At 66.7% G+C, this 25,295-nt stretch carries 20 protein-coding genes and 1 tRNA gene; 18 read left to right on the forward strand and 3 right to left on the reverse strand.

Annotated features, from left to right (window positions below; all coding sequences use genetic code 11):
- Nucleotides 1–98 precede the first annotated feature (98 nt).
- The 13 genes from LRM18_RS14185 to LRM18_RS14245 all read left to right on the forward strand — a co-directional run bounded on the left by LRM18_RS14185 (nt 99) and on the right by LRM18_RS14245 (nt 12,576).
- The gene (locus LRM18_RS14185) at nt 99–602 is read left to right on the forward strand and encodes a hypothetical protein (RefSeq protein WP_150827257.1); all 504 of its coding nucleotides are present in this window, start codon (nt 99–101) and stop codon (nt 600–602) included.
- Nucleotides 603–786: 184 nt separating this feature from the next.
- On the forward strand, nt 787–1,683 hold the full coding sequence (gene folP, locus LRM18_RS14190; RefSeq protein WP_064238111.1) for a dihydropteroate synthase: 897 nt from the start codon (nt 787–789) through the stop codon (nt 1,681–1,683).
- Complete coding sequence (gene miaA / locus LRM18_RS14195; RefSeq protein WP_103281743.1) at nt 1,683–2,636, forward strand: tRNA (adenosine(37)-N6)-dimethylallyltransferase MiaA; 954 nt, start codon at nt 1,683–1,685, stop codon at nt 2,634–2,636. Before folP ends, miaA begins: the two co-directional genes overlap by 1 nt.
- A 96-nt stretch (nt 2,637–2,732) precedes the next feature.
- The gene (hfq, locus tag LRM18_RS14200) at nt 2,733–3,008 is read left to right on the forward strand and encodes an RNA chaperone Hfq (RefSeq protein WP_004152891.1); all 276 of its coding nucleotides are present in this window, start codon (nt 2,733–2,735) and stop codon (nt 3,006–3,008) included.
- Between the two features lie 14 nt (nt 3,009–3,022).
- Complete coding sequence (gene hflX / locus LRM18_RS14205) at nt 3,023–4,333, forward strand: ribosome rescue GTPase HflX (RefSeq protein ID WP_049469021.1); 1,311 nt, start codon at nt 3,023–3,025, stop codon at nt 4,331–4,333.
- Nucleotides 4,334–4,452: 119 nt separating this feature from the next.
- Complete coding sequence (locus LRM18_RS14210) at nt 4,453–4,947, forward strand: nicotinamide-nucleotide amidohydrolase family protein (RefSeq protein ID WP_053463576.1); 495 nt, start codon at nt 4,453–4,455, stop codon at nt 4,945–4,947.
- Nucleotides 4,948–4,981: 34 nt separating this feature from the next.
- A complete protein-coding gene (gene ubiB / locus LRM18_RS14215; RefSeq protein ID WP_270954873.1) occupies nt 4,982–6,664 on the forward strand; it encodes a 2-polyprenylphenol 6-hydroxylase in 1,683 nt (560 codons plus the stop codon).
- A 153-nt stretch (nt 6,665–6,817) separates the two neighbouring features.
- On the forward strand, nt 6,818–7,453 hold the full coding sequence (lexA, locus tag LRM18_RS14220) for a transcriptional repressor LexA (protein ID WP_046429914.1): 636 nt from the start codon (nt 6,818–6,820) through the stop codon (nt 7,451–7,453).
- A 203-nt stretch (nt 7,454–7,656) separates the two neighbouring features.
- Nucleotides 7,657–8,694 carry a recombinase RecA gene (gene recA / locus LRM18_RS14225; RefSeq protein ID WP_049420399.1) on the forward strand — a complete coding sequence of 346 codons (1,038 nt, stop codon included), beginning with the start codon at nt 7,657–7,659 and terminating at the stop codon, nt 8,692–8,694.
- Between the two features lie 110 nt (nt 8,695–8,804).
- Complete coding sequence (gene recX / locus LRM18_RS14230) at nt 8,805–9,296, forward strand: recombination regulator RecX (protein WP_049469023.1); 492 nt, start codon at nt 8,805–8,807, stop codon at nt 9,294–9,296.
- A gap of 109 nt (nt 9,297–9,405) precedes the next feature.
- A complete protein-coding gene (alaS, locus tag LRM18_RS14235) occupies nt 9,406–12,054 on the forward strand; it encodes an alanine--tRNA ligase (RefSeq protein ID WP_150827255.1) in 2,649 nt (882 codons plus the stop codon).
- A gap of 147 nt (nt 12,055–12,201) precedes the next feature.
- Nucleotides 12,202–12,405, forward strand: a complete 204-nt coding sequence (gene csrA, locus LRM18_RS14240; RefSeq protein WP_004152909.1) for a carbon storage regulator CsrA — start codon at nt 12,202–12,204, stop codon at nt 12,403–12,405.
- Nucleotides 12,406–12,483: 78 nt separating this feature from the next.
- Nucleotides 12,484–12,576: transfer RNA gene (locus LRM18_RS14245), tRNA-Ser, on the forward strand.
- Between the two features lie 59 nt (nt 12,577–12,635).
- On the opposite strand, the gene LRM18_RS14250 is transcribed toward LRM18_RS14245, so the two are convergent.
- Nucleotides 12,636–14,966: a TonB-dependent receptor gene (locus LRM18_RS14250; RefSeq protein WP_270954857.1), complete on the reverse strand. Its 2,331-nt coding sequence runs from the start codon at nt 14,964–14,966 to the stop codon at nt 12,636–12,638.
- Between the two features lie 176 nt (nt 14,967–15,142).
- Here LRM18_RS14250 and LRM18_RS14255 point away from each other — a divergent pair, with 176 nt between their 5' ends.
- Complete coding sequence (locus tag LRM18_RS14255) at nt 15,143–15,625, forward strand: hypothetical protein (RefSeq protein ID WP_049469030.1); 483 nt, start codon at nt 15,143–15,145, stop codon at nt 15,623–15,625.
- Between the two features lie 49 nt (nt 15,626–15,674).
- Here LRM18_RS14255 and aceE read toward each other — a convergent pair whose 3' ends face one another.
- Nucleotides 15,675–18,347, reverse strand: coding sequence for a pyruvate dehydrogenase (acetyl-transferring), homodimeric type (gene aceE / locus LRM18_RS14260; protein ID WP_270954858.1), 2,673 nt, complete (start codon nt 18,345–18,347; stop codon nt 15,675–15,677).
- 243 nt (nt 18,348–18,590) lie between these two features.
- Nucleotides 18,591–18,890, reverse strand: coding sequence for a hypothetical protein (locus LRM18_RS14265; protein ID WP_057493854.1), 300 nt, complete (start codon nt 18,888–18,890; stop codon nt 18,591–18,593).
- 135 nt (nt 18,891–19,025) lie between these two features.
- On the opposite strand from LRM18_RS14265, the gene LRM18_RS14270 reads away from it, so the two are divergent.
- From LRM18_RS14270 to LRM18_RS14285, 4 genes are all read left to right on the forward strand, one after another.
- Nucleotides 19,026–19,541: a sigma-70 family RNA polymerase sigma factor gene (locus LRM18_RS14270; protein WP_049469036.1), complete on the forward strand. Its 516-nt coding sequence runs from the start codon at nt 19,026–19,028 to the stop codon at nt 19,539–19,541.
- Nucleotides 19,538–20,551: a FecR domain-containing protein gene (locus tag LRM18_RS14275; protein ID WP_270954859.1), complete on the forward strand. Its 1,014-nt coding sequence runs from the start codon at nt 19,538–19,540 to the stop codon at nt 20,549–20,551. Before LRM18_RS14270 ends, LRM18_RS14275 begins: the two co-directional genes overlap by 4 nt.
- Before the next feature lie 140 nt (nt 20,552–20,691).
- Nucleotides 20,692–23,625, forward strand: a complete 2,934-nt coding sequence (locus LRM18_RS14280) for a TonB-dependent receptor (RefSeq protein ID WP_270954860.1) — start codon at nt 20,692–20,694, stop codon at nt 23,623–23,625.
- A gap of 10 nt (nt 23,626–23,635) precedes the next feature.
- Nucleotides 23,636–25,231, forward strand: coding sequence for an alkaline phosphatase D family protein (locus tag LRM18_RS14285; RefSeq protein WP_270954861.1), 1,596 nt, complete (start codon nt 23,636–23,638; stop codon nt 25,229–25,231).
- The last annotated feature ends 64 nt before the right edge of the window (nt 25,232–25,295 follow it).

Here is a 25,295-nt window from a genome sequence, read left to right on the forward strand (position 1 = left end):
CGCCTGCACGGGTTGGGCCTTGCATGACAGCCCGTTCGCGCGGCACGATGCGCGGCCACGGCCGCCATAGGGGGAGGCCGGGATTACAGGGGAACACCATGAAACTGCTGCTTCCGCTGGCCCTCGCAGGGCTGGCAACCATCGCCGTACCCGCCGCTGCCGCAGACATCCGCACCGCACAGCCGGTTCCTTTCGCGGACTCGGCGATCATCGCCGACGCCATCAGGAACGAGTGCAGCATCGGCACCACGCTGGTGCAGTCGCTGTCCACCCATGCTACTCGTCACGGCAATACCGTCGTGCCCGGCCCGGTGGGTGCCGAGAGCGGCAACGGACGTTCACTGAAGCTTGAGCTGGTTGAAGCGCAGAGCGCAGGAAACGCCTTCGTCGGCCACTTCAAGTCCGCCGCCGTGCGTGGGGTGCTGTTCGAGGATGGCCACCAGGTCGCGACGGTGACCGCACGCCGCGTGTCCCGCGGCGGGGCGTTCGGCGGTTTCAAGGGGTCCTGTGCCGTGCTCGATCGCACCGTCAGCGCCATTGGCGAAGACCTTGCCGGCTGGTTGGCCGCGCCGACGGACAACGCGCGCCTCGGCGATTTCTGAGGGCGCTGTCGCCACCCTCGGATGTCCGTGCCCGCTTCGGTGGCGCGGACATCCCCACCGTATGTCACTGCCCGGACGGGCGCGCCGCAGCGCCTGCGGCCAAGCGGGTGCGGGAACAACGGCGCGCATGCGAGGGTCCGGGCCGCAGCTTAAACTACGCCTCGTTGCCCCAGCAGGATTGCCCATGTTCGATACCTCGCCCCAGCTCGATTGCGCCGGCCGCATCCTGCGCCTGGACCGTGCCCGGGTCATGGGCATCGTCAACGTCACCCCCGATTCGTTCTCCGATGGTGGCGCGCACGACACCACCGAGGCTGCGGTCGCGCATGGACTGAAGCTGGTCGAGGAGGGGGCGGACCTGCTTGATATCGGCGGCGAATCCACCCGCCCGGGCGCCGCGCCGGTCTCGATCGAGGAAGAGCTGCGTCGGGTGATTCCGGTGATCGAGCAGTTGGCTGCGCGCACGCGGGTGCCGATCAGCATCGACACCTTCAAGCCGGAGGTGATGCGCGCGGCCGTGGCCGCTGGCGCCGGCATGATCAACGACATCTTCGCCCTGCGCCAGGACGGCGCGCTGGAGGCGGCCGCCGAAGCCGGTGTGCCGGTGGTGCTGATGCACATGCAGGGCGAGCCGGGCCACATGCAGGCCGATCCGCACTACCACGACGTGGTTGCCGAGGTGCACGGTTTCCTGGTGCAGCGCCTGTTCGCCGCGGAAATGGCTGGCATCGCGAAGAAGAACCTGCTGATCGACCTCGGTTTCGGCTTCGGCAAGACCACCGCCCACAACATGACCCTGCTGGCGCGCTCGGAGCGCTTCCTGGAACTGGGCGTGCCGGTGCTGGCCGGCCTGTCGCGCAAGCGTAGCCTGGGCGAACTCACTGGCCGCGACACGCCCTCCGAGCGGGTGGCGGCGTCGGTGGCCGCGCACCTGATCGCGGTCCAGCGCGGCGCGCGCATCGTGCGCGTGCATGACGTGGCGGCCACCGTCGACGCGCTGAAGATCTGGCAGGCGGTCGAGGCCGTGCCGACGCCGCGTGCCGATGCCGCGCCGACGATCCGCTGGCCGGACGAAGACTGATGGCCATCGACCGGCGTCCGTTGGCGATCGCCGTCATGGGCCCCACCGCCAGCGGCAAGACCGCCACGGCGATCGCCCTGGCACAGCAGCTGGATGGCGAGATCGTGAGCGTCGATTCGGCGCTGGTGTACCGCCACCTGGACATCGGCTCGGCCAAGCCCGATGCGGCCGAGCGCGCGCAGGCGCCGCACCATCTGCTGGACGTGCGCGACCCCTGGCAGGCGTATTCGGCGGCCGAATTCGCCGCCGATGCCGGCCGGGCCGTGGCCGACATCGTGGCGCGCGGCAAGCTGCCGATCCTGGCCGGTGGCACCGGGCTGTACTTCCGTGCACTGCTGCAGGGCCTGTCACCGATGCCGGAGGCCGATCCTGGGGTGCGAGCGGTGCTGGCCGCCGAAGCCGCCGAGCGCGGCTGGGCGGCACTGCATGCAGAGCTGGCCAGGGTCGATCCCGCCGCGGCCGCGCGCATCCATGCCACCGACCCGCAACGCATCCAGCGCGCGCTGGAGGTCTTTCGCCTGACCGGCGTCCCCATCACTGAATGGCAGCGCCGGCCTGGCGTGGCGCCGCTGCCGGTGCGCACCCTCAAGCTGATCCTGGCCCCGCGTGACCGCGCGGTGCTGCACCAGCGCATCGAGGCGCGCTTCGACGCCATGCTGGCGCAGGGCTTTCTCGACGAGGTGCGGGCGTTGCGCGCCATGCCGGAAATGGCCGCAGTGGAGGCGCCGCTGGACCTGCCGGCCGTGCGCGCGGTCGGCTATCGCCAGGCGTGGGAGTACCTGGACGGGGAGGGCGATGCCGCCCGTTTCCGTGACAAGGCGATCTTCGCCACCCGCCAGCTGGCCAAGCGCCAGCTGACCTGGCTGCGCGGGGAGCTTGATGCGCGCTGGTTCGACCCCCATATCGACCACGAGCGCCTGGCTGGCGCGGTGTCGACCTTCGTCGCACGCTGAACCGACGCCAGCCGTGTAACATCGTCGGTCGGCGGGCGGCTCGGGGGCCGTGGCAACCGTCGGCAACCCAATAAGAACAATAATCAGGAGTGTGCAATGTCCAAGGGGCAATCGCTGCAGGATCCTTTCTTGAACGCACTGCGGCGCGAACGCGTGCCGGTTTCGGTGTACCTGGTGAACGGCATCAAGCTGCAGGGCACGATCGAGTCGTTCGACCAGTTCGTGGTCCTGCTGCGCAACACGGTCAGTCAGATGGTCTACAAGCACGCCATTTCCACGGTGGTTCCGGCACGCAATGTAAAGGTCGGCCCGGGTGGTGGTTACGTGCAGTCCGGTGAAGGTGGTCAGGCAGGTGATGAAGCAGACGAGTAATACCGGAGCGGTGAATGTTTGACCGCTCGAAAAAGGGCGAGCACGCCCTGTTGATCCAGCCCCATTTCGGCAAGCTGGAAGACGATGTGCTGGAAGAATTCGGTGATCTGGCCCGCTCCGCTGGGGCCAGCATCGCCGCGACGATCACTGCGCGCCTGGACCGTCCGAATCCGTCAACCCTGATCGGCAGCGGCAAGCTGGACGAGATCAAGGCCGCGGCCGATGCCAGCGGTGCCGACCTGATCCTGGTCAACCACGCGTTGAGCCCGGGCCAGGAGCGCAACCTTGAGCGCTTCCTCGAGCGCCGGGTGATCGACCGTACCGGCCTGATCCTGGACATTTTCGCCCAGCGTGCGCACAGCCACGAAGGCAAGCTGCAGGTCGAGCTGGCGCAGCTGCGCCACCTGGCCACGCGGCTGGTGCGCGGCTGGACCCACCTGGAGCGCCAGCGCGGCGGTTCGATCGGCCTGCGCGGCCCGGGTGAAACCCAGCTGGAAACCGACCGCCGCCTGCTGCAGAAGCGGGTCGAGCAGCTGCAGAAGCGCCTGGAAAAGGTGGAAGTGCAGCGCACCCAGATGCGCCGTGCGCGTGTGCGCAGCGAGCTGCCGCGCGTGGCCCTGGTGGGCTACACCAACGCCGGCAAGTCGACCCTGTTCAACGCCATGACCGGCGCCGAGGCCTATGCGGCCGACCAGCTGTTCGCCACGCTGGATCCGACCGTGCGCCGCATCGCGGTGCCGGGCGGCAACGTAGTGCTGGCCGATACCGTCGGCTTCGTCCGCGACCTGCCGCATGATCTGGTCGCCGCGTTCCGCTCGACGCTGTCCGAGGCACGCGAGGCCGATTTCCTGCTGCACGTGGTCGACGCCGCCGATCCGCACCGCGAGGAGCGCATCGCCCAGGTGGACGAGGTGCTGACCGCGGTCGGTGCCGGCGATCTGCCGCAGCTGCTGGTGTTCAACAAGATCGACCGCATCGAAGGTGCCGATGTCCGCCACGATGGCCAGGACGGAATTCCGGACGAGTCGCGCCGTGAACGGGTGTGGATCTCCGCGCGTGACGGGCAGGGCCTGGAGCTGCTGCAGGCGGTGCTGGGCAAGCGGCTGGGCCTGCAGCATGTCACCGGCGAACTACGCCTGCCGCCGGATGCCGGCCGCCTGCGTGCGCGCCTGCATCAGCTGGAAGTGATCCGCAGCGAGCAGGCCGACGAGGACGGCTGGCTGCTGCAGGTCGACCTGCCGGTCGCCGAAGCCGAAAAGCTGGCCGCCAGTGCCGATGGCGGCCCGATCCGGGCGCTGCTGCCGGAAAAACTGCCGGAGTGGTGAGCTAGCGGCCGATGCCGGGGAGTGCCGGCCGCTGGCCGGCAACGCAGCCGTGCCGGAGGGGCGCGACATCCGCCTGTCATCTGCGGTACAACGGGGTTCTTCACCCCACCGTCATGCCGATGTCCATCCCCACCGACGCCGATCTCAATGCCCAGTCCGCCGCGCTCGGGCAGCGCCTGCAGCAGGCTTCGCTGCAGCTGGTCACCGCCGAGAGCTGCAGTGGCGGCTGGATCGCCAAGTGCATGACCGACATCGCCGGTTCTTCGGCGTTCTTCGACTGCGGCATGGTGGTCTACAGCTACGAGGCCAAGCAGCGCCTGCTGGGCGTGCGCGCGCAGACACTGGAGCAGTTCGGCGCGGTCAGTCGCGAAGCCGTGCTGGAGATGGTGTCCGGCGCACTGGTCAACTCCGGCGCCGGCATCGCCGTCGCGGTGACCGGCATCGCCGGCCCTGGCGGTGGCAGCCCGGACAAGCCGGTCGGCAGCGTCTGGATCGGCTGGAAGCGTCGGGGCGGCTACGCCCGCGCCGAGTTGTTCCAGTTCGACGGCGACCGCGAAGCCGTCCGCCGGCAAACCGTGGCGGCGGCATTGCGCGGTATCGACGCCCAGCTGTGACATGCTGCCCCGGTAACCGTCCGGAGCACGCATGATGTGGGAAACGCTGGGCACGGTCCGTGACCTGGGCCGACTGCAGGAAATCGCCGTTGTCCTGATCCGCTACGGCTTCGGCGACGTGGTGCGGCGCATCGGCCTGGCCACCACGCTGGAGCGGGCAGGGCGCCTGCTGCACTGGAACGAGGACCGCCAGGAACTGCTGCGGATGACCGCACCGGTGCGCGTGCGCAGCGCGATGCAGGATCTTGGCCCGACCTTCGTCAAGCTTGGCCAGGTGCTGGCAACGCGCGTCGACCTGTTGCCGCCGGAGTGGATTGCCGAGCTGTCCGAACTGCAGAACGCGGTGCCGGCCCTGCCGTACGCCGAGATCCGCGGGCAGCTCGAAGCCGACCTGGGCGCGTCGCCGGCGGAGGTATTCGTCTTCCTTGATGAAACCCCGATGGCCGCCGCCTCGCTGGCGCAGGCCCATCGCGCCCGGCTGCATGATGGTCGTGAGGTGGTGCTGAAGGTGCGGCGTCCCGGCATCCGCGACGTGGTCGAGGCCGACCTGCGGCTGCTGGCGCGGCTGGCCGAGATCGTCGAGGCCCGGTTGCCGGACCTGCGTCGCTATCGCCCGGCCGAGGTCGTGCAGCAGTTCACCGTATCGCTGCGCCGCGAGCTGGATTTCGCTGCTGAATGCCGCAATGCCGAACGCATCGCGCGCAACTTCAGCGGCCGTGACGACATACTGATTCCGAGGGTGCACTGGCAGTGGACCTGCGAGAGCCTGAACGTGCAGGACTTCGTCGAGGGCATTCCCGGCCGCGATCTGGCCGGCGTCGATGCGGCGGGCCTGGACCGGCGCGAACTGGCACGGCGTGGCGCCGGCATCGTGCTGAAGATGGTGCTGGAGGACGGCAGCTTCCACGCCGATCCGCACCCCGGCAACATCATCTACCTACGGGACGGCCGCATCGGCGTGATCGACTTCGGCATGGTCGGCGCGCTGTCCGAAGTGCGCCGCTTCCAGGTCGCGCAACTGCTGCACGGCCTGGTCGAGCAGGACCCGCAGGGCGTGGCGGACGTACTGCTGGACTGGGCCGGCGGCGTGGAAGTGGACGAGAACCGCCTTCAGCATGACATCAGCCAGTTCGTCGACCAGTACCGGGGCGTGCCGCTGAAGGACCTGCGCATCGGCCTGATGCTGGGCGACATCACCCAGTTGCTGCGCAGCTACAGCCTGACCCTGCCGGCGGACCTGGCCCTGATGATCAAGGCCTTCCTGACCCTGGAAGGCATGGGCCGGCAGCTGGATCCGGATTTCGACATGGCCAGCGCCGCGCGTCCGTTCCTGGAGCGGGTCGTGCTGCAGCGTTATGCCCCCAGGGCGCTGCTCAAGCGCGGCCGCCGCAGCCTGTTGGGACTGGTCGACTTCGCCGGTGAACTGCCGCGTGACCTGCGCAAGCTGGTCCAGGCGGCGCGCCGTGGTCGCCTCCAGCTGAAGGTGGAGACCACCGCGCTGCAGGGCTTCGGCGAGCAGGTGAACCGAGCCGCGAACCGACTGGTGGTGGGCGTGATCACGGCCGCGCTGATCATCGGCTCGTCGATCGTGATGCACAGCGTCGGAGGGGTTTCCAGCCGCTGGTTGCTGGCGCTGGGCGTATGCGGATTCATCGGCGCCGGCTTCTGCGGCGTATGGATCCTGTTCTCGATCTGGAGAAGCGGCAAGCACGCTTAGCGTGCTTGCCGCGGAATCGCGCAGCGATTCCCGTAGAGCCGACCGCTGGTCGGCTGCCTTTGCTTTTGCCTTTGCCGCCCGGCCGGGCGTTCGCGCTCGCCGAGCATGCCCCGGCACTTGCAGATCCGAACGTTAGTAGTAATACTACTAACCATGGACCTGACCGACACCCAGCAGGCGATCCTGCAGTTGATCGCCGAGCGTATCGAGAGCGATGGCGCACCGCCGTCGCAGACTGAAATCGCACGTGCGTTCGGCTTCAAGGGCGTGCGCGCGGCCCAGTACCACCTGGAAGCCCTGGAGCAGGCCGGTGCGATCCGTCGCATCCCCGGCCAGGCCCGCGGCATCCGCCTGGTGCAGGCACCGCCGGTGGAGACGCTGGCCGAGCCGGGCCTGCCTGACAGTGTGCTGCGCCTGCCGGTGCTGGGCCGGGTCGCGGCCGGCCTGCCGATCGGCGCGGATATCGGTTCGGACGATTTCGTGGTGCTGGACCGGGTGTTCTTCTCGCCGGCGCCGGACTACCTGCTGAAGGTGCAGGGCGATTCGATGATCGACGAGGGCATCTTCGACGGCGACCTGATCGGCGTGCACCGCACCCGCGACGCCCATTCCGGGCAGATCGTGGTGGCCCGCATCGATGACGAGATCACCGTCAAGCTGCTGAAGATCGCCAAGGACCGCATCCGCCTGCTGCCGCGCAACCCCGACTACAAGCCGATCGAGGTGCTGCCCGACCAGGACTTCGCAATCGAGGGCCTCTATTGCGGCCTGCTTCGGCCCAACCGTTGACCTGTTCCATAGCGCATTACCCGCGGTCTTTTGTGGCGATTCTCTGGTTCCACTGAGGTTGGTACGGATGTCCGATAATTCTTTTCAGAGCGCCGGGCAGAATCTCAGCCTGTGCGATACGTCCGACTTAAAGTGAACCCATGGCAAAGAAGACCCCCAAAGACAGCACCCCCAACGACATGACCTCTGCAAGGACCAATACGATGGACGAGAACAAGAAGCGCGCCTTGGCTGCTGCTCTGGGCCAGATCGAGAAGCAGTTCGGCAAAGGCTCGGTGATGCGCATGGGCGACCGCGTGGTCGAGCCCGTCGAGGCCATCCCGACCGGTTCGCTGATGCTCGACATCGCACTGGGCATTGGCGGTCTGCCGAAGGGCCGTGTCGTCGAAATCTACGGGCCGGAATCCTCGGGCAAGACCACCCTGACCCTGCAGGCCATCGCCGAATGCCAGAAGATGGGCGGCACTGCGGCCTTCATCGATGCCGAGCACGCGCTGGACCCGATCTACGCCGCCAAGCTGGGCGTGAACGTGGACGACCTGCTGCTGTCGCAGCCGGATACCGGTGAGCAGGCGCTGGAAATCGCTGACATGCTGGTGCGTTCGGGTTCGGTCGACATCCTGGTGATCGACTCGGTTGCCGCGCTGACGCCGAAGGCCGAAATCGAAGGCGAGATGGGCGACCAGCTGCCGGGCCTTCAGGCCCGTCTGATGAGCCAGGCGCTGCGCAAGCTGACCGGCAACATCAAGCGCTCCAACACGCTGGTGATCTTCATCAACCAGTTGCGCATGAAGATCGGTGTGATGATGCCGGGCCAGAGCCCGGAAACCACCACCGGCGGCAATGCGCTGAAGTTCTACGCCTCGGTCCGCCTGGACATCCGCCGCATCGGCGCGATCAAGAAGGGTGACGAGATCATCGGCAACCAGACCAAGATCAAGGTCGTCAAGAACAAGCTGGCGCCCCCGTTCAAGCAGGTCATCACCGAGATCCTGTATGGCGAAGGCATCAGCCGCGAAGGCGAGCTGATCGACATGGGCGTGGATGCCAAGCTGGTCGAGAAGGCCGGTGCCTGGTACAGCTACGGTGAAGAGCGCATCGGCCAGGGCAAGGATAATGCCCGTGGCTACCTGCGCGACAACCCGACCGTTGCCGCAAAGCTCGAGGCCGAGCTTCGCGAGAAGTTCCAGCCGGCCGAAGCGGCCCGCGAGGAAGGCGACGACGAAGGCGACGACGAGTAAGGCTTGCTGTGGGGCAGGGCGGCGCCGTCAGTGACGTCGCCCTGTCCCGCAGGTTCGAATCGCCCAGGGACGGGCAGGGCGCCACGGACGGCGCCACCCTTGGAGTACCGATGTCCGACGCCGATGACATTCCCACCGGCCGCAAGCGCCGGCCGCGCGAGCAGACGCCCGTGCAACGTGCGCTGGGCCTGCTGGTCCGCCGCGAGCATTCGCGCAAGGAACTCACCCGCAAGCTGACCGCCCGCGGCATTGAAGACGAAGCCGCGCAGGCCGCTGTCGCCAAACTGACCGAAGCCGGTTGGCAGGACGACACCCGTTTCGCCGAGAACCTGGTGAGGATGCGCGCCAACACCGGTTATGGGCCGATCCATATCCGTGCCGAGCTGGGCACCCACGGCCTGGACAGTGGCGCGATTGCCGCAGCGATGGACAGCTATGAGGGCGACTGGCAGGAAAACGCCCGCGACCTGGTGCGTCGGCGCTTCGGCGAGGCGGGTCCGCAGGACCTGGCGCAGCGGCGCAAGGCCGCTGATCTGCTGGCCCGGCGGGGCTTCGACGGCGACAGCATCCGCCGCGCGACCCGCTATGACCCGGATGACTGAGACTGGCGGCGCCGGGCCTGATACCCTTTAGGTTTTCGGCGGTCCCTCGCGACCCTGGCCAACGCGGCCGGTGGTCCGGGCCCGCCGGCCCGCAGACTGCCAGCCCCCAATGAACGCATCCGCCAAATTCACGACCTCCCAGATCCGCAGCGACTTCCTTGAATTCTTCAAGGGCAAAGGCCACACCATCGTGCCGTCGGCGCCGCTGGTGCCGGGCAACGATCCGACCCTGCTGTTCACCAACTCCGGCATGGTGCAGTTCAAGGACGTGTTCCTGGGCGCGGAAAAGCGCAGCTACGTGCGTGCGGCCGACGTCCAGCGCTGCCTGCGCGCGGGCGGCAAGCACAACGACCTCGACCAGGTCGGCTACACCGCCCGCCACCACACCTTCTTCGAGATGCTGGGCAACTGGTCGTTCGGCGACTACTTCAAGAAGGACGCGATCGCCTGGGCCTGGGAGCTGCTGACCCAGGTCTGGAAGCTGCCGGCCGAGCGCCTGCTGGTCACCGTGTACCAGACCGACGACGAAGCCTACGCGCTGTGGCGCGACATGGTCGGTGTGCCGGAAGAGCGCATCGTGCGCATCGGCGACAACAAGGGCGCACCGTTCGCCTCGGACAACTTCTGGCAGATGGCCGACACCGGCCCGTGCGGCCCGTGCACCGAGATCTTCTACGACCACGGCGACCACATCGCCGGCGGCCCTCCGGGCTCCCCGGATGAAGACGGCGATCGCTTCATCGAGATCTGGAACCTCGTGTTCATGCAGTTCGACCGCCAGCCGGACGGCTCCCTGGTGCCGCTGCCGGCGCCGTGCGTGGACACCGGCATGGGCCTGGAGCGCCTGGCGGCGATCCTGCAGCACGTGCACACCAACTACGAGATCGACCTGTTCCAGGCGCTGATCCGCAAGGCCGCCGAGCTGACCGGCACCGCCGACCTGGAGAACAAGTCGCTGCGCGTGATCGCCGATCACATCCGCGCCTGCTCGTTCCTGATCGTCGACGGCGTGCTGCCGTCCAACGAAGGCCGTGGCTACGTGCTGCGCCGTATCATCCGCCGCGCCCTGCGCCACGGCTGGATGCTGGGCGTGCGCCAGCCGTTCTTCAGCAAGCTGGTGCCGACCCTGGTCGAGCAGATGGGCGAGGCCTATCCGGAACTGCCGGCGGCGGTGGACACCGTCACCCGTGCGCTGCAGGCCGAGGAAGAACGTTTTGCCGAAACCCTCGATGCCGGCATGAAGATCTTCGAGGACGTGGCCGGCAAGGCCAGCAACGGCGTGATCCCGGGCGTTGACGCCTTCCGCCTGTACGACACCTACGGTTTCCCGCTCGACCTGACCCAGGACATCGCCCGCGAGCGCGACCTGACCGTCGACATCGCCGGCTTCGATGCCGCAATGGAGCAGCAGCGCGAAACCGCCCGTGCGGCCGGCAAGTTCGGCGGCGGCGTGAGCCTGCCTGCCGAGCTGGTGGCGACGCTCAGCCCGACCCGCTTCCTCGGCTATGACCGCCTGCAGGCCGATGGCCTGACCGTACTGGCCCTGCTCAAGGACGGCCGTCCGGTGCAGTCGGCCGCGGCCGGGGACGCGGTCATCGTGATCACCGACCAGACGCCGTTCTATGCCGAGTCCGGCGGCCAGGTCGGCGACACGGGCGTGCTTGCCGGCAACGGCGTGCGCCTGGCAGTGGAAGACACCCAGAAGTTCGCCGGCCAGTTCCATGGCCATGTCGGCACCCTGTCCGAAGGCGGCCTGAAGGTCGGCGACGTGCTCGCCGGCCAGGTCGATGGCGAGCGCCGCGGCGCCACCATCCTCAACCACTCGGCAACGCACCTGCTGCATGCCGCCCTGCGCGAAGTGCTGGGCACGCACGTGCAGCAGAAGGGCTCGCTGGTCGCTCCGGACCGCCTGCGTTTCGACTTCTCGCACTTCCAGCCGATCAGCGCGGAAGAACTGGCGCTGATCGAGCGCAAGGTCAACCAGCAGGTGCGCGCCAACAACGCGGCCGAAGTCCACACCATGGGCATGCAGGAAGCGCTGGACTTCGGCGCGATGGCCCTGTTCGGCGAGAAGTATGGCGAGCACGTGCGCGTGCTGAAGATGGGTGACTACTCCACCGAGCTGTGCGGTGGTACCCACGTCAACCGTACCGGCGACATCGGCCTGTTCAAGATCACCTCCGAGGGCGGTGTCTCGGCCGGCGTGCGCCGTATCGAGGCGGTCACCGGCCAGGGCGCCCTGGATTACGTGGACGCCGAGGAGGCCCGCCTGGCCGAAGCCGCCGAACTGCTCGGTGGCAGCGCCGCCGACGTGGTCGAGAAGATCCGTGCCCTCGGCCAGCGCCAGAAGCAGTTGGAGCGCGAACTGGAGGCGGTGAAGGCCAAGGTCGCCGCCGGCGCTACCGCCGACCTGTCCGGCCAGGCGGTCGAGGTTGCCGGTGTGAAGGTGCTGGCCGCCCGCCTGGAAGGCTTTGACGCCAAGGCCCTGCGCGATGCCATGGACCGCCTGAAGCAGCAGCTGGGCGACGCGGTGATCGTGCTGGCCGGCGCCCAGGACGGCAAGGCGGCCCTGGTGGCCGGCGTGAACGGCAGCGCAATGGGCAAGGTCAAGGCCGGGGAACTGTTGTCCCACATTGCCAGTCAGATCGGGGGCAAGGGCGGCGGACGCCCGGACCTCGCCCAGGGTGGTGGTGAGGACGGGCCCGCCCTTGCCACTGCGCTGGCTGCAGTCGTCGAATGGGTCAGCCCCCGCCTGTGATGAACCCAGCCGTCCCCCTCCTTGTAGGAGCGGGACGGCTGACGGTACCATTGCGAATCTTTTCCCTTTGTCGTGGTAGCGCTTCTTGACGGAGCGTCAAGCCGGTGGGGGATACCCTTCCACACGGTTCCATGGAGACTTACAAAAATGTTGATCCTGACTCGCCGCGTCGGCGAAACCCTGATGATCGGTGACTCGGTGAGCGTCACCGTGCTTGGCGTCAAGGGTAACCAGGTGCGTATCGGCATCACTGCACCGAAGGACGTCGCTGTGCACCGCGAAGAGATCTATCAGCGCATCCAGCGCGGTGACGAAGCCGGTGGCACCGGCAGCGAAAATTCTGCCGAATAACGCTTTACCTTCGCACTCGATTAACGTTATGATTCACGCCCCGCTGAGGTGCACCGCACCAGACGCGGAGAAAACCCCGGAGTGATGCCCGAGTGGCCGAAGGGGCTCCCCTGCTAAGGGAGTATAGGGTCAAAAGCTCTATCGAGGGTTCGAATCCCTCTCACTCCGCCAGATACAAAGAAGCGCCTGCAGATCCTCGATCTGCAGGCGTTTTTCTTTATGGCCGGTCTTCAGAGCCGTACCGTCACACCGACCTGGAAACCACGCCCCGGCAACGGCGCGATGTATTTCAGCGGCGAGTTGTGTGGACGCGCTTCCTCATTGAGCAGGTTGCTGCCGTTGACGAACACCTCCATGCCGGCGACGTAACTGTTGCGCACCGGAAGTTCACGGCTGACCTGCAGGTCGACCAGGTTGAATGCATCCAGCGGCACTTCTTCGCTGACGTTGCGGCCGAGGTATTTCTGCGTGCCGTAGTACGTGCTGGAGAGTTGCGCCTTCCAGCCTTGGCGCTGCCACTGCAGGCTGGCACCGTAGCGGTTGGTCGGCATGTTCGGCAGGTACTCGCCATCGTTGTGGGCGCGCAGTGAATCAGGGTGGTCGGCCTTGTTCTTCACCAGGTCGGCGAAGGCGGAGACGTTCAATGTGCCGTATCGACCCAGATCCAGTGCCTGCGATGCGTCGATCTCGAACCCCTTCACCGTGGTGTCGGTCTGCTTCCAGTACTTCAACGGAAGGCGGTTGGCGGTCTGCAGGCCGGAGTAGCCAAGGTAGAGATAGTTCTCGTACTTCATCCGGTAGGCGGTGGCCGACAGTTCGAAACCACCGAGGTGGAACAGGCCGGTCAGTTCGAGATTCTTCGCGTGCTCTGGCTCCAGGTTCTGGTTGCCTTCTTCCTGGGTCATCACCGAATAGTGCGCGTTGCTGGCATACAGTTCGTTGATCTCCGGTGCGCGCTGCGAGGACGCGTAGCGCAGCTTGGCGGCGAACAAGGGGCCTAGCTCCACATAGGAACCCAGGCTGTAGCTGTTGAGCCGGTAGGCGCGATCCTGCAGTTTCGTGTTGGCGGCATTGCGCGCGGTCTTGAAGCGGCTGGGCTGAAGCGTGTGATCGGTCCGCTCCTGGCGTACGCCGGCATCGAACGCGACCCAACCGAAGTCCAGCGTTTCCTTCAGGAACACCGCATTGCTGCGGGTGTCGACGTCAGGCAGGTAGCGCTGCGAGCCGCTGCCGGTGACGTCACGCGACTGGTGGCTGAAGCCGAGCAGGCCGCTGAGCGGGCCGATGCGTTGATGGCTGAGCAGCATTTCGGCCTGGGTGCTCTCGAAATCGTAGTCGTTGGCCCTGGTGGCGCCCAGCCGCTCGCCCGAAGTGTTGTCCAGCCTGGAAACCCGGAGTTCCGCACGCTCGAACCACGGCAGCGGATCGCGCAGCAGGGCTTCCAGCGCGTAGCGCTCCTGCCTGATCACTACGCCCACCGGCAGGCCGTCGGCGTAGTTCGAACCGAATGACAGGTTCTGCATCGAAAAGCCCGGCACGCCGTACTCGCTGTCCTTGGCATCGATGCTGACACCGACGTAGCCGCGATCGAAGAACAGGGTCGAGCCGGCGGCCACCTGCGAACTGCGCGCATAGCTGTTGCCCAGCCGGTGATGGTAATCGGGCGTTACATCGTTGTTGATCTGCTTCTGCACATACGACGGCGTGCCAGCGACATAGGCCGGGTTGACCGGGTTGATATAGGTGCGGCGCTGCCAGACCGAGGTCGGGCTGTTGGTGTAGAACGAGAAATCGCCATCGGCCCAGTCAGGATTCTCGGTCATGAACTGGTCGATGTAGGGCTGCGAGGCCTTGTTGTAGATCTGCTGGACGCGTGCCTCCTTCTGGCAGCTGTCGGCCAGCGCCGAGTTGACGCCGCCGGTCGGCGGGAACAGGCGGGTGTTGCAGACGGCGGCCTTGCTGTTGCCGGGGATGTCGTAGTGCGAGATGCGCTGGCGCGAGACCTGCAGGTTGGTCGAGAGGTTGCGCTGGTTGTTGAAGTTCATGCGGAAGCCCTGCGCGTCGGCAGCATTGAAGCCCTTGCGCAGGACCAGTTCCATCGACTGGTCCTTGTCCTCCATGCTGCGCGAGATCAGGCCCGAATCGATGTCCACGCTGCCGCCGATCGCATTGCCGCCATAGCGCACGGTGTCCGAGGACTTGTTGACGGTGACGCTGCGCACGAACAGGGGATCGAACGGAATGTTGATGTCGCCGCTGATCGCGTTCATGCCGAGGATGGACTGGCCGTCCTGCAGGATCTGCACGCGGTTGCCGCTGAGGCTGCGGATGACCGGGGCACCCGCGTTCGGCCCGAAGGCACTGCTCTGCACGCCGGAGACATGTTCGAGCAGGTTGCCGAGGGTGCGGTTCTGGGCCTGCGGATGGTCGACCGTGGCCCGGCTGTCGATGCGCGAGGGCGGGGCGGCCTGGACCTGGAGGGTAGGAAGGGTGGGCGCGTCCGCAGCGTGGGCGGTGTGGACGGCGAACAGAATGGCTGAGGCAAGCAGGTGGCGACGCATGATGCGATCCGTGAAGGTGAAGTGAAATGTTATAACGTAACTATTTGGGTGGACAAGAAGGGGGGGCGGCGCGTGTCGCCCGCGCCTTGCGCGGCCCGCCGATGCCGTGCACGATCCGAGGCGGTGCCCCCGCCACCCGTCAATGCAGTGCCTTCTCCACTGGAACGGAGCAACGTATGAAGCTGTTGTCCGCGGTGTTGTTGTGTGCGTGCTCGCTGCCGATCGCGTCGGCACTGGCCGGGGAGGCATCCCCGTCGCCGCTGCTGGGGCGCTGGTCGCTGGATACAGCGACCTCGGCATTACCCGAAGCGCAGCGCCCGAAGCGGGTGGTGCTGGAGTTCAGGGATGCCGGGGGTGGCCGCTGGAGCTCGCACGTGGACATCGTCCTGCACGACGGCAAGACCATGAAGTCCGACGGCACGTTGGCCCTGGATGGCACGCCGGGTGCCTTGTCCGGCACCTACGGCGCGGACAGGGCCAACCTGAAACTGCCGGCCCCGAATACGCTGGTGATGCAGCTGGTGGACCACGGCACCCCGGCCTCCACCCGCATCTACACGGTGGCCGATGACCACGCGACGATGACCGAGACCAAGGCGTTCTACGCCCACGACGGTACACCGATCCTGCAGACCAACCTGTTCAAGCGCATGCCGTAGCGTTGCGGCGTTCACCACGCCCGCGACGGGCGTAGTGAGCAGGGCTGTCTTACACTGTGGCCGGGTCGCGCTTGCCGGTGTCGATGCGGTACCTGTCGATGGCGTCCTGCATCCGCGAGCGCTCGATGCGGCCTTCGTCGGCCAGGGCCTTCAGGGCGGCCAGCACGATGAAGTGGCGATCCACTTCGAAGAACGTGCGCAGCGCTTCCCGTGTATCCGAGCGGCCGAAGCCATCGGTACCCAGCGCGATGAAGCGCCGGTCGTTGATGAAGGGGCGGATCTGGTCGCCGACGATCTTCATGTAGTCGGTGGCCACCACCACCGGGCCTTCATGGCCCTGCAGGCACTGCTGCACGTAGGGTACGCGCGGTTCCTCGGCCGGATGCAGCAGGTTCCAGCGCTCAGCGGCCAGCCCGTCGCGGCGCAGTTCGGTCAGGCTGGTCGCGCTCCACACATCGCTGGCGATGCCGAAGTCCTGCAGCAGCAGGTCGGCCGCGGCTTCCACCTCGCGCAGGATCGCGCCGCTGCCCATCAGCTGCACGCGCGGCTGCGAAGCGTTGTCGGCGGCTGCCGGATGCAGCAGGTACAGGCCCTTCAGGATGCCGGCCTCGGCGCCTTCGGGCAGTGCCGGCTGCGGGTAGTTCTCGTTGAGCACGGTGATGTAGTAGTAGATGTCTTCCTGCTCGACATACATGCGGCGCAGGCCGTCGTGGATGATCACCGCCAGCTCGTAGGTGTAGGTCGGGTCGTAGGACACGCAGCTGGGGATCACCGACGACAGCACGTGGCTGTGGCCGTCGTCGTGCTGCAGGCCTTCGCCCATCAGCGTGGTACGGCCCGAGGTGGCGCCGAGCAGGAAGCCACGCGTACGCGCGTCGGCAGCGGCCCAGGCCAGATCGCCGACGCGCTGCAGGCCGAACATCGAATAGAAGATGTAGAACGGGATCGTGGCCAGGCCATGGTTGCTGTAGGCGGTGCCGGCGGCAATCCACGAGCAGATCGCTCCGGATTCGTTGATGCCTTCCTGCAGGATCTGGCCGTCCTTGGCTTCCTTGTAGTAGCTCAGCTGGCCGGCGTCCTGCGGGGTGTACAGCTGGCCCAGATAGGAGTGGATGCCGATCTGGCGGAACAGGCCTTCCATGCCGAAGGTGCGCGATTCATCGGGCACGATCGGAATCACCCGCTTGCCCAGTTCCGGGTCCTTCAGCAGGCTGGTGAGGATACGCACGAAGCCCATGGTGGTGGACTGGCCGCGATCGCCGCTGCCCTGCAGCTGGGTGTTGAAGATCGACAGCGGCGGCAGCGGCAGCGGATCGACCCTGGCCAGGCGCGCAGGTAGCTGGCCGCCCTGGATGCGGCGGCGCCCGGCGAAGTAGGCGGCCTCGGGGCTGCCCGGCTCAGGGCGCAGATACGGCATTTCCTCCAGCTGCTCGTCGCTGACCGGCAGGTTGAAGCGGTCGCGGAAGGCGCGCACCGCGTCGGCGCTCATCTTCTTCAGCTGGTGGTTGATGTTCTGGCCTTCGCCGGCTTCGCCCATGCCGAAACCCTTGACCGTCTTGGCCAGGATCACGGTCGGGCGGCCGCGGGTCTGCACTGCCTGCTGGTAGGCGGCGAACACCTTCTGCGGATCGTGGCCGCCACGTGCCAGCGCCCAGATGTCGTCGTCGCTCATGTGTGCGACCCGCTCCAGCAGCTCGGGATAGCGGCCGAAGAAATGCTCGCGCACGTAGGCGCCATTCTGCGACTTGAAGGTCTGGTAGTCGCCGTCCACGCATTCCATCATGCGCCGGCGCAGCAGGCCGTCGTGGTCACGGGCCAGCAGGTCGTCCCAGCCACTGCCCCAGATCAGTTTGATCACGTTCCAGCCGGCCGCGCGGAAGGTGCCTTCCAGCTCCTGGATGACCTTGGCATTGCCGCGCACCGGCCCGTCCAGCCGCTGCAGGTTGCAGTTGACCACGAACACGATGTTGTCCAGCCGCTCGCGGCCGGCCAGCGAGATCGCCGCAAGCGACTCGGGCTGGTCCATCTCGCCGTCGCCAAGGAAGGCCCAGACCTTGCGCCCCTGGTGTTCTTTCAGGCCGCGGTACTCCAGGTAGCGCATGTAGCGCGCCTGGTAGGCGGCGGTGAGTGGGCCCAGTCCCATCGATACGGTGGGGAACTGCCAGAACTCCGGCATCAGGCGCGGATGTGGGTATGAAGACAGGCCCTCGCGATAGGCTTCGCGGCGGAAATTGCCCATCGTTGCCGCGTCGATACGGCCTTCCACGTAAGCGCGGCCATAGATGCCGGGTGCCGAATGGCCCTGGATGTAGATCAGGTCGCCGTCGAAGGTATCGGTGCGGCCACGGAAGAAGTGGTCGAAGCCCACGTCGTACAGCACCGCTGCCGACTGGTAGGTGGCGATGTGGCCGCCGACGTTCGAGTGCTTGCCGGCACGCAGCACCATCACCATCGCGTTCCAGCGGATCATCGCGTTCAGGCGGCGCTCGATGGCCAGGTCACCGGGGTAGGCCGGCTGGCGCTCGGGCGGGATGGTGTTGACGTAGGCGGTCCAGGCACGGGCATGCAGATCGCCGTGCTGCTGGGTGTCCAGCTCGCTCAGCTGGTCGATGAGGTAGTGCGCGCGCGGCCGTCCGCCGGCCTGCATCACCGCCTCCAGCGATTCACGCCACTCGCGTGTCTCCAGCGGGTCGGTATCGAAGGGGATCGGGGTTGGGTTCATGGCTGTCTCCAGAGGGCGCCGGTCGGACATCCACCGGGGCGACAACACCGGCAGGGCGCACAGCACTGGAGCGGGGTCGCAACGGCGGGGCCGTGACGCGAAGGGCGACCGTGGCGGTCACCGAGAGCGCCAGCCTAGGCCCGCGCAGCCGGCGTCGATAGGCGGCGCGGGCTTGGGTCTCTGCAAAGCCGGGGTTGGCGCCGCGCGCCGTATCATCGGCAGTGCGCCGGTCGTGCCAACCGATCAGCCCGGGAGCAGGCCGGGAAAGAACACCGGAATGATCGCCACGCCGATGGCCAGCAGGCACCAGGCAACGATGGGCAGCCCGCGCGCCAGCCGCTGGGTGGTCTCCGGCGCACGCGGGCCGGCGATCCACAGCAGCAGCGTCAGCAGCCCAAGCGCGTAGGCGAGGGCGACGACGACCGGATGCACGTGGACGACCCGGCTGGGCGGCCACATCTGCTGCTGGTAGGCCGTGGTGTGCGCAACCAGCAGCAGGAACAGCAGGCTGCTGAGGGTATTGATGGCGGTGCGTGCGTTCATTGGAGCACTCCTTGTGCGGGTCGCCGCGGTGGCGGGGGCGGCAGTCTAGCGGTTGCCCGCCGCTCGCTGAAACGCCCCTGTCATCGACGACCGTCACCCTGCGGGGCTTTCCAGCCTGCGGAGGGTTGGCCGGCCGTGAACAGCGTGAGGATCTGGGAGCAGCGCTACGAACTGCGGCGCCGGCTGCTGCGTGGCTTCTTCCTGCGCCGCGGCTCGGCCCGCGAGGATGCCGAAGACCTGGCACAGGAGGTCTACCTGCGCCTGCTGCGCAGCACCGGCGAGCACGCCGATGCGGTCGAGAATCCGGAAGCCTACCTGTTCACCGTGGCCGCCAACCTGGCGCGCGAGCATGCACGCGCACGCTCGTCGTTGCCGCCACTGGAAGACGTCGATCTGCTGGCCGAAGTATTGAAGAGCGAAGAAGACATCGAAGGCGAGTTCGAACGCGCACAGCGCTGGAACGACATCCGCAGCACCATCGAGCAGCTGCCGGCGACCACCCGGCGGGTGATGGAACTGCACTACCGCGACGGGCTGGACTGCCCCGGAATCAGCCAGCAGCTGCAGGTGTCGGTGCACATGGTGCGCAAGCACATCGGCAAGGGGCTGGAAGCCTGCAGGAAGGCGCTGCGCGCCAGGGAGCGCGCATGAACCGGGATCCATCGCGGTGGCTGGACGACCAGGTCGCCCGTGAGGCGGCGCACTGGTTCCTGTGCAATCGCGAGGGAACGCTGGATGCAGCGGGACGCGCTGCGTTGCTGGAATGGATGAAGCGCTCGCCCGAGCATGTGCGCGCCTACCTGCGTGCTCTCGCGTTGCACCGGCAGGTGGGCGAGGCGCTGCAGTCGCAGGTGCCCGGAGCGTTGCCGGTGGCATCGCCGGTGTCGGCGAAGGTCGTGCCCCTGTTCGGCACTGCACCAGCGCCGACGGGCACCACGCCACGCTACGGCCGCGCGCGCTGGAGGATGGCGGCGGCCTGCATCGGCGTTCTGGCCGCAGGCCTGCTGCCCTGGATGATGCCGAGCGAGCAGATCCATGGCACCGGTCACGCCGAACTGCGCGACCTGGTGCTGCCTGACCAGACCCAGGTGCGACTGAACGCGGACAGTCGCCTGCGGGTGCGCATGGGCTGGTTCGGTCGCCAGGTGGAGCTGCTGCAGGGTGAGGCCACGTTCGACATCGCCCGCGACCGCCGTCCATTCGAGGTGAAAGTGAACGGCCTGGAGATCCGAGACATCGGCACCGTCTTCGACGTGTCGCGACGGCTGCAGAGCACGCGCATCGGTGTGGTTTCCGGCGAGGTCGAGGTCTGGAGCCAGGGCGCGGGCGCCCACCGCCTGGCGCAGTTGGGGCAGGGCCGGGTGGTGCAGGTCGACGCGCGCAGCCATGCGGTGGAGTCATTGGACATGCCACTGTCGATGCTGCTGGACTGGCAGCAGCGCAAAGTGTCCTTCCTTGACGAGCGCCTGGACGAAGTGGCTGCTGCCTTCAATCGGCACAACCAGGTGCAGGTACGCGTGCTGGATGAAGGCGCGGCATCGGCGCGGTTGTCCGGCAGTCTCGATGCGCATCGCATCGGTGCGCTGCAGGCCTTCCTCGAACGCGACCCGCGTTTCGTGGTGCGGCGCGAGGGCGATACGGTGCGGGTCGGCAGCCGCTGAACCCGTGTGGGCGCGGGCTGTCAGAAAAAATTCATCGAATCCGCGTTCTCCACTTCGGCAGACGCGGGCTCTTACATGGGAGAAGCCGCTGCCGAACCACGCAGCGGCGCCTGCTGTCTTCTCTCCTGCAAGGACCCGTGATGCGCAACACGCTCTACCTGTCGATCATCCTCGCCCTGTCTCCCTGTAGCGTGGCACCGGCCGTCGCTGCCGCGCCCGATGGCCTGCAGGCGCGCGTGTCCACGCCGATCGCGGCACAGCCGTTGGCGCGCGCGCTGGAGCAGCTGTCGCGCAGTTCCGGCGTCCAGTTCCTGTACTCGGCCGATGGCGATGCCCGCATGGCCGGTGCGGTGCCGCGCGGTGCCACCGTCAGGCAGGCGCTGGATGCACTGCTGGCGGGGAGCGGACTGGGCTATACCGTGGTGGATGGCAATGTCATCGCCATCGACCCGACCCCCGTGCACGACGCGCCGAAGCCAGCCGTACCGAAGCCGCGCGAAGCCGAGGCGATGGTCGCGCCGACGCTGGGCACGGTGAAGGTGATTGCCGCGCATGAGGTGATCGACCAGAAGAAGACCTCGCCGGTGATCAAGGATTCGGTGGTCTACGATGAGATGGACAGCTACGGCGACGAAACCCTGGCCGAAAGCCTGATGGCCGCGCCCGGCCTGAGTGCGGTGGAAGATGCCGGCGAGCCTCGCTACGTGACCGTGCGCGGCGTGCAGGCCAATCTCAACTACACCACCATCGATGGCATCGCCATTGCGAGCGTGGGGGGCAGCGGGTCGGGTGAACGCATGAACAACCTGCAGCTGATTCCCAGCGACATCGGTACCCGCACCGACATCTACAAGAGCTTCAGTGCGGAGCAGGCACCGGACGCGATCGGCGGTGTGATCGACATCATCAGCCGCAGTGCCTTCGACCGGTCCGGCAAGTACGTGTTTGCCGATGTGGCAGGCATCTATTCCACCGCCGAGACCAACGTCGAGCGCAGCGCTGGCGGCAACCACGAGACGCTCGGTCACTTCGGCAAGAGCGCCAAGATGGTGTTCTCCAGCCCGTTCGGCGCCGACCAGGAATTCGGCATCGTCGCGGTGGCCCGCTACGAGCAACGCTCGCGCAACAGCGTCAAGCGCTGGGTGGAGTCGAACTACTACTACAACGACGCTGGCAAGTACCTCACCGACGGCACCACCGGGCCGGACGAAGCCAAGGGCTGGAACGGGCTGCGCGCGCCTGGCAACTTCAGCACCGGCACCTATACCAACTTCATCACCAATTTCGGCGGCTCCGCCAAGCTTGAGTGGAAGCCCTCGGATGACCCGCTCTACGCATCGCTGCTGCTGTACTCGTACCGGTTCTACGAGAACTCGACGATGAACAAGACCGATCTGTATGGCAATGCCAAGTTCCCGATCCGCAACCAGACCGAGGACAGCGGCACCACCCAGATCAACAGCATCTACATCAAGAACCGCCACGACCGTTGGGACCGCAGCAACCGGGGCGCGATCGCCAGCTTCAACTGGGACATCGGCGAGCGTTCGCGGCTGACCCTGCGTGGCGGCCATACCGAAGAGACCTTCCACAACAACCAGGTCTACTGGGGCGTGCGCGCCTACCCCAGCAATCTGTTCGTCGACTACGAGAACGACAGCCACGGGTTCCCCAACGCGGTGGCGGTATCCGATTCCAGCCTGCTGACCAGCTCCGCGTTCAAGCTCAATCCTGCGCAGGCCTACGTCTCCCCCCGCAACGCCAGGGAGAGCATCGATAACCTGCGCGCCGACGTCAGCTACAACATCGACGCCGATGCGCGGGGCTTCGGCCTGGGCGCCGGCGCCGAATACCGCCACCTGAAGATCTGGCAGGACATCGACTTCGACTACTTCAAGAGCAGTGCCACGCTCAACGATTACCTGTATCCGGGTTCGACGCTGCTGGGCAGCGTGCCGGGCTTCCCGCTGATCGACAACCGCAAGTGGAACGAGCAACTGCTGCCGAAACTGGGCAACAACAATGCGGCGTATCCCAATGCCAACTTCACCAGCGACTACAAGTACGTGGAGGACATCACCAACGCCTATGTGTCCGCGCACTACGCGTGGGACCGGCTGCTGCTGATCGGCGGCCTGCGCTACGACCACACCCGCTTCGATGCGTACAGCCCGTTCAGCGATGACGGTGGCACCACCTACAGTCCGGCGTTCCGCACGACCAGTGGCGGCTACAACAACCTGCTTCCTTCGTTGAACGCGACCTTCAAGCTGAGCGAGGACCAGCGCCTGCGCTTCTCTGCAAGCCGCACGCTGGGCCGGCCGACGCCGAGCAACATCGCCCAGGCCACCAGCACCAGTTGTGGCGACGACGAGGAAGGCAGGGGCTTCTGCACCATCAAGCAGGGCAATGCGGACCTGCAGCCGCGCCGTTCCACCAACCTCGACCTGGCCTGGGATCTGTACTTCAACGGCAACAACGGCCTGGTTTCTGTGGCGCTGTTCGACAAGGTGATCAAGGACGACATCTACACCCTGACCACCTTCGAGAACGTGGGCGACACCCGTTACCGGGTGACCCAGCCGATGAACACCGATGAGTCCACGCTGCATGGCGTCGAGTTCGCGGTGGCCAACCGCAACCTGCGGTGGGGCCGCCAGCGCTTCGACATGTATTTCAACGCCACGCGGCTGGAAGGCCGCACCAACTACCGCATCACCGATGGCACCGAGCGGCGCCTGGACCGCCTGCTGTACCAGCCGGACTGGTCGCTCAATGGCTCGGTGATCTGGCGCATGCCGTGGAGGAGCTCGCAACTGCGCCTGTCCGGAACCTATCGCAGCCGGATGCTGGTCGATTTCGGCGATACCCAGTGGCTGGACTCGTACTACGACCCGTACATGACCTTCAACATGGCCTTCAGCCACAAGGTCAGCAGGCACGTGACGCTGAAGTACGAGGCCAAGAACCTGTTCAACACCCAGCCGACCTACAGCACCGGTCCGAACGGGCGCTTCCGCACCGAGATCGACGACTACGGCCGCTTCTTCTACTTCCACATCATCTACAACTGAGGGCGCAGCCGTGGACACGATCAATCGCAGGCGATTCCTGGCCCTGGCCGGCCTGTCCACCGCCGGCGCCTGGATGGGCACGGCACGCGCGCTGGCCGCGCAGGTTGATGCCACCGCGCTGAACCCGCGCAACCTGCTGGCTTCGCCACGCTTTGCCAGCACACCGTTCACGCTGGGCGTGGCCTCGGGTGATCCGTCCGCCGATGGCATGGTGCTGTGGACGCGGCTGGCGACCGAGCCGCTGGTGTTCGGCGGTGGCATGCCGGCCCGGCCGATGGTGGTCGAATGGCAACTGGCAGCGGATGAAGGCATGCGCAAGGTGGTACGCCAGGGTTCGGCGCTCGCGCATCCCGAACTCGGCCACGCGGTGCACGTGGAACTGGACGGATTGGCGCCCGGACGGCCCTACTGGTACCGCTTCACCGTTGGAGGTCACGCCAGTGCAGTCGGTTGTACCCGCACGCTGCCTGCGGCCACGGCGGCGGTGGATCGCGTGCGCTTTGTGGTGGCCGGCTGCCAGCACTACGAAGAGGGCCACTACACCGCGTGGCGGCGCATCGCCGAGGAACCGCTGGACTTCGTCTTCCACTACGGTGATTACATCTACGAGGGCGAAAGCCAGCCAGGCCTGCGGAAGATGAACGGCCAGCCGTTCACCAACCTGCGCAATCATGTCGGGCCGCAGACCTACACCCTCGACGATTACCGTCGACGCTACGCCCAGTACAAGAGCGACGCCGACCTGCAGGCCGCGCACGCGTCGGCCCCCTGGTTCGTCACCTTCGATGACCATGAAGTGGACAACAACTGGGCCGGCGCCGAGGACCAGGACGATACGCCCAGCGAGGTGTTCCTGCTTCGCCGTGCGCAGGCGTTCCAGGCGTACTACGAGAACATGCCGCTGCGCCGTTCGGCCTTCCCGCGCGACGGCCACATGCAGCTGTACCGGCGCGCACGCTACGGCACGCTGATGGACCTGCACCTGCTCGACACCCGCCAGTACCGCAGCAAGCAGGTGAACATTGCGCTGCGTGAGGACGTGGAATCACCGGAGCGCAGCATCGTCGGTGCGAAGCAGGAGCGCTGGCTGTTCAATGGACTGGCCGATGCCGCGCCGCGCTGGCACACCATCGCCCACCAGGTGGCGCTGGGCAACTACATGCGCGAGAAGGACGGGGTGGTGCAGTCGTCCGATGACCAGTGGTCGGGCTACCTGGACAGCCGCCGGCGCCTGCTCGACCACATCCAGAAGGTCGGCTTCGGCAACGTGGTGACCGCCTGTGGCGACGCGCACCGGCATTACGCCAGCGACCTGGTGCAGGACCATCGTGATTCGGGCGTGGTCTCCAGCGAGTTCCTTGCTACTTCGATCACGTCCGGTGCCGATGGCCAGGGCATGGACGCTTACGCCCGCAACCAGCTTGCGCACAGCCCAAATCTGAAGGCGACCACCGACAAGCGTGGCTATGTGCTGTGCGATGTCACCCGTGATGCGTGGATCGGCGACATGAAGACGCTGGATACGGTGATGCGGCCGAACGGTACCGTGCAGAGCTGGAAGCGCTACGCGGTGGAGCACGGCCGGCCGGGGCTGCAGGAGGCCTGAATCTACCGGTCTGTGCTGTCGAGCCGAGCCTACGCTCGGCTGCTTTTTCGGGGCGATGCGACCA

Source organism: Stenotrophomonas sp. PI_27, assembly GCF_027854495.1.
GTDB lineage: Bacteria > Pseudomonadota > Gammaproteobacteria > Xanthomonadales > Xanthomonadaceae > Stenotrophomonas > Stenotrophomonas pavanii.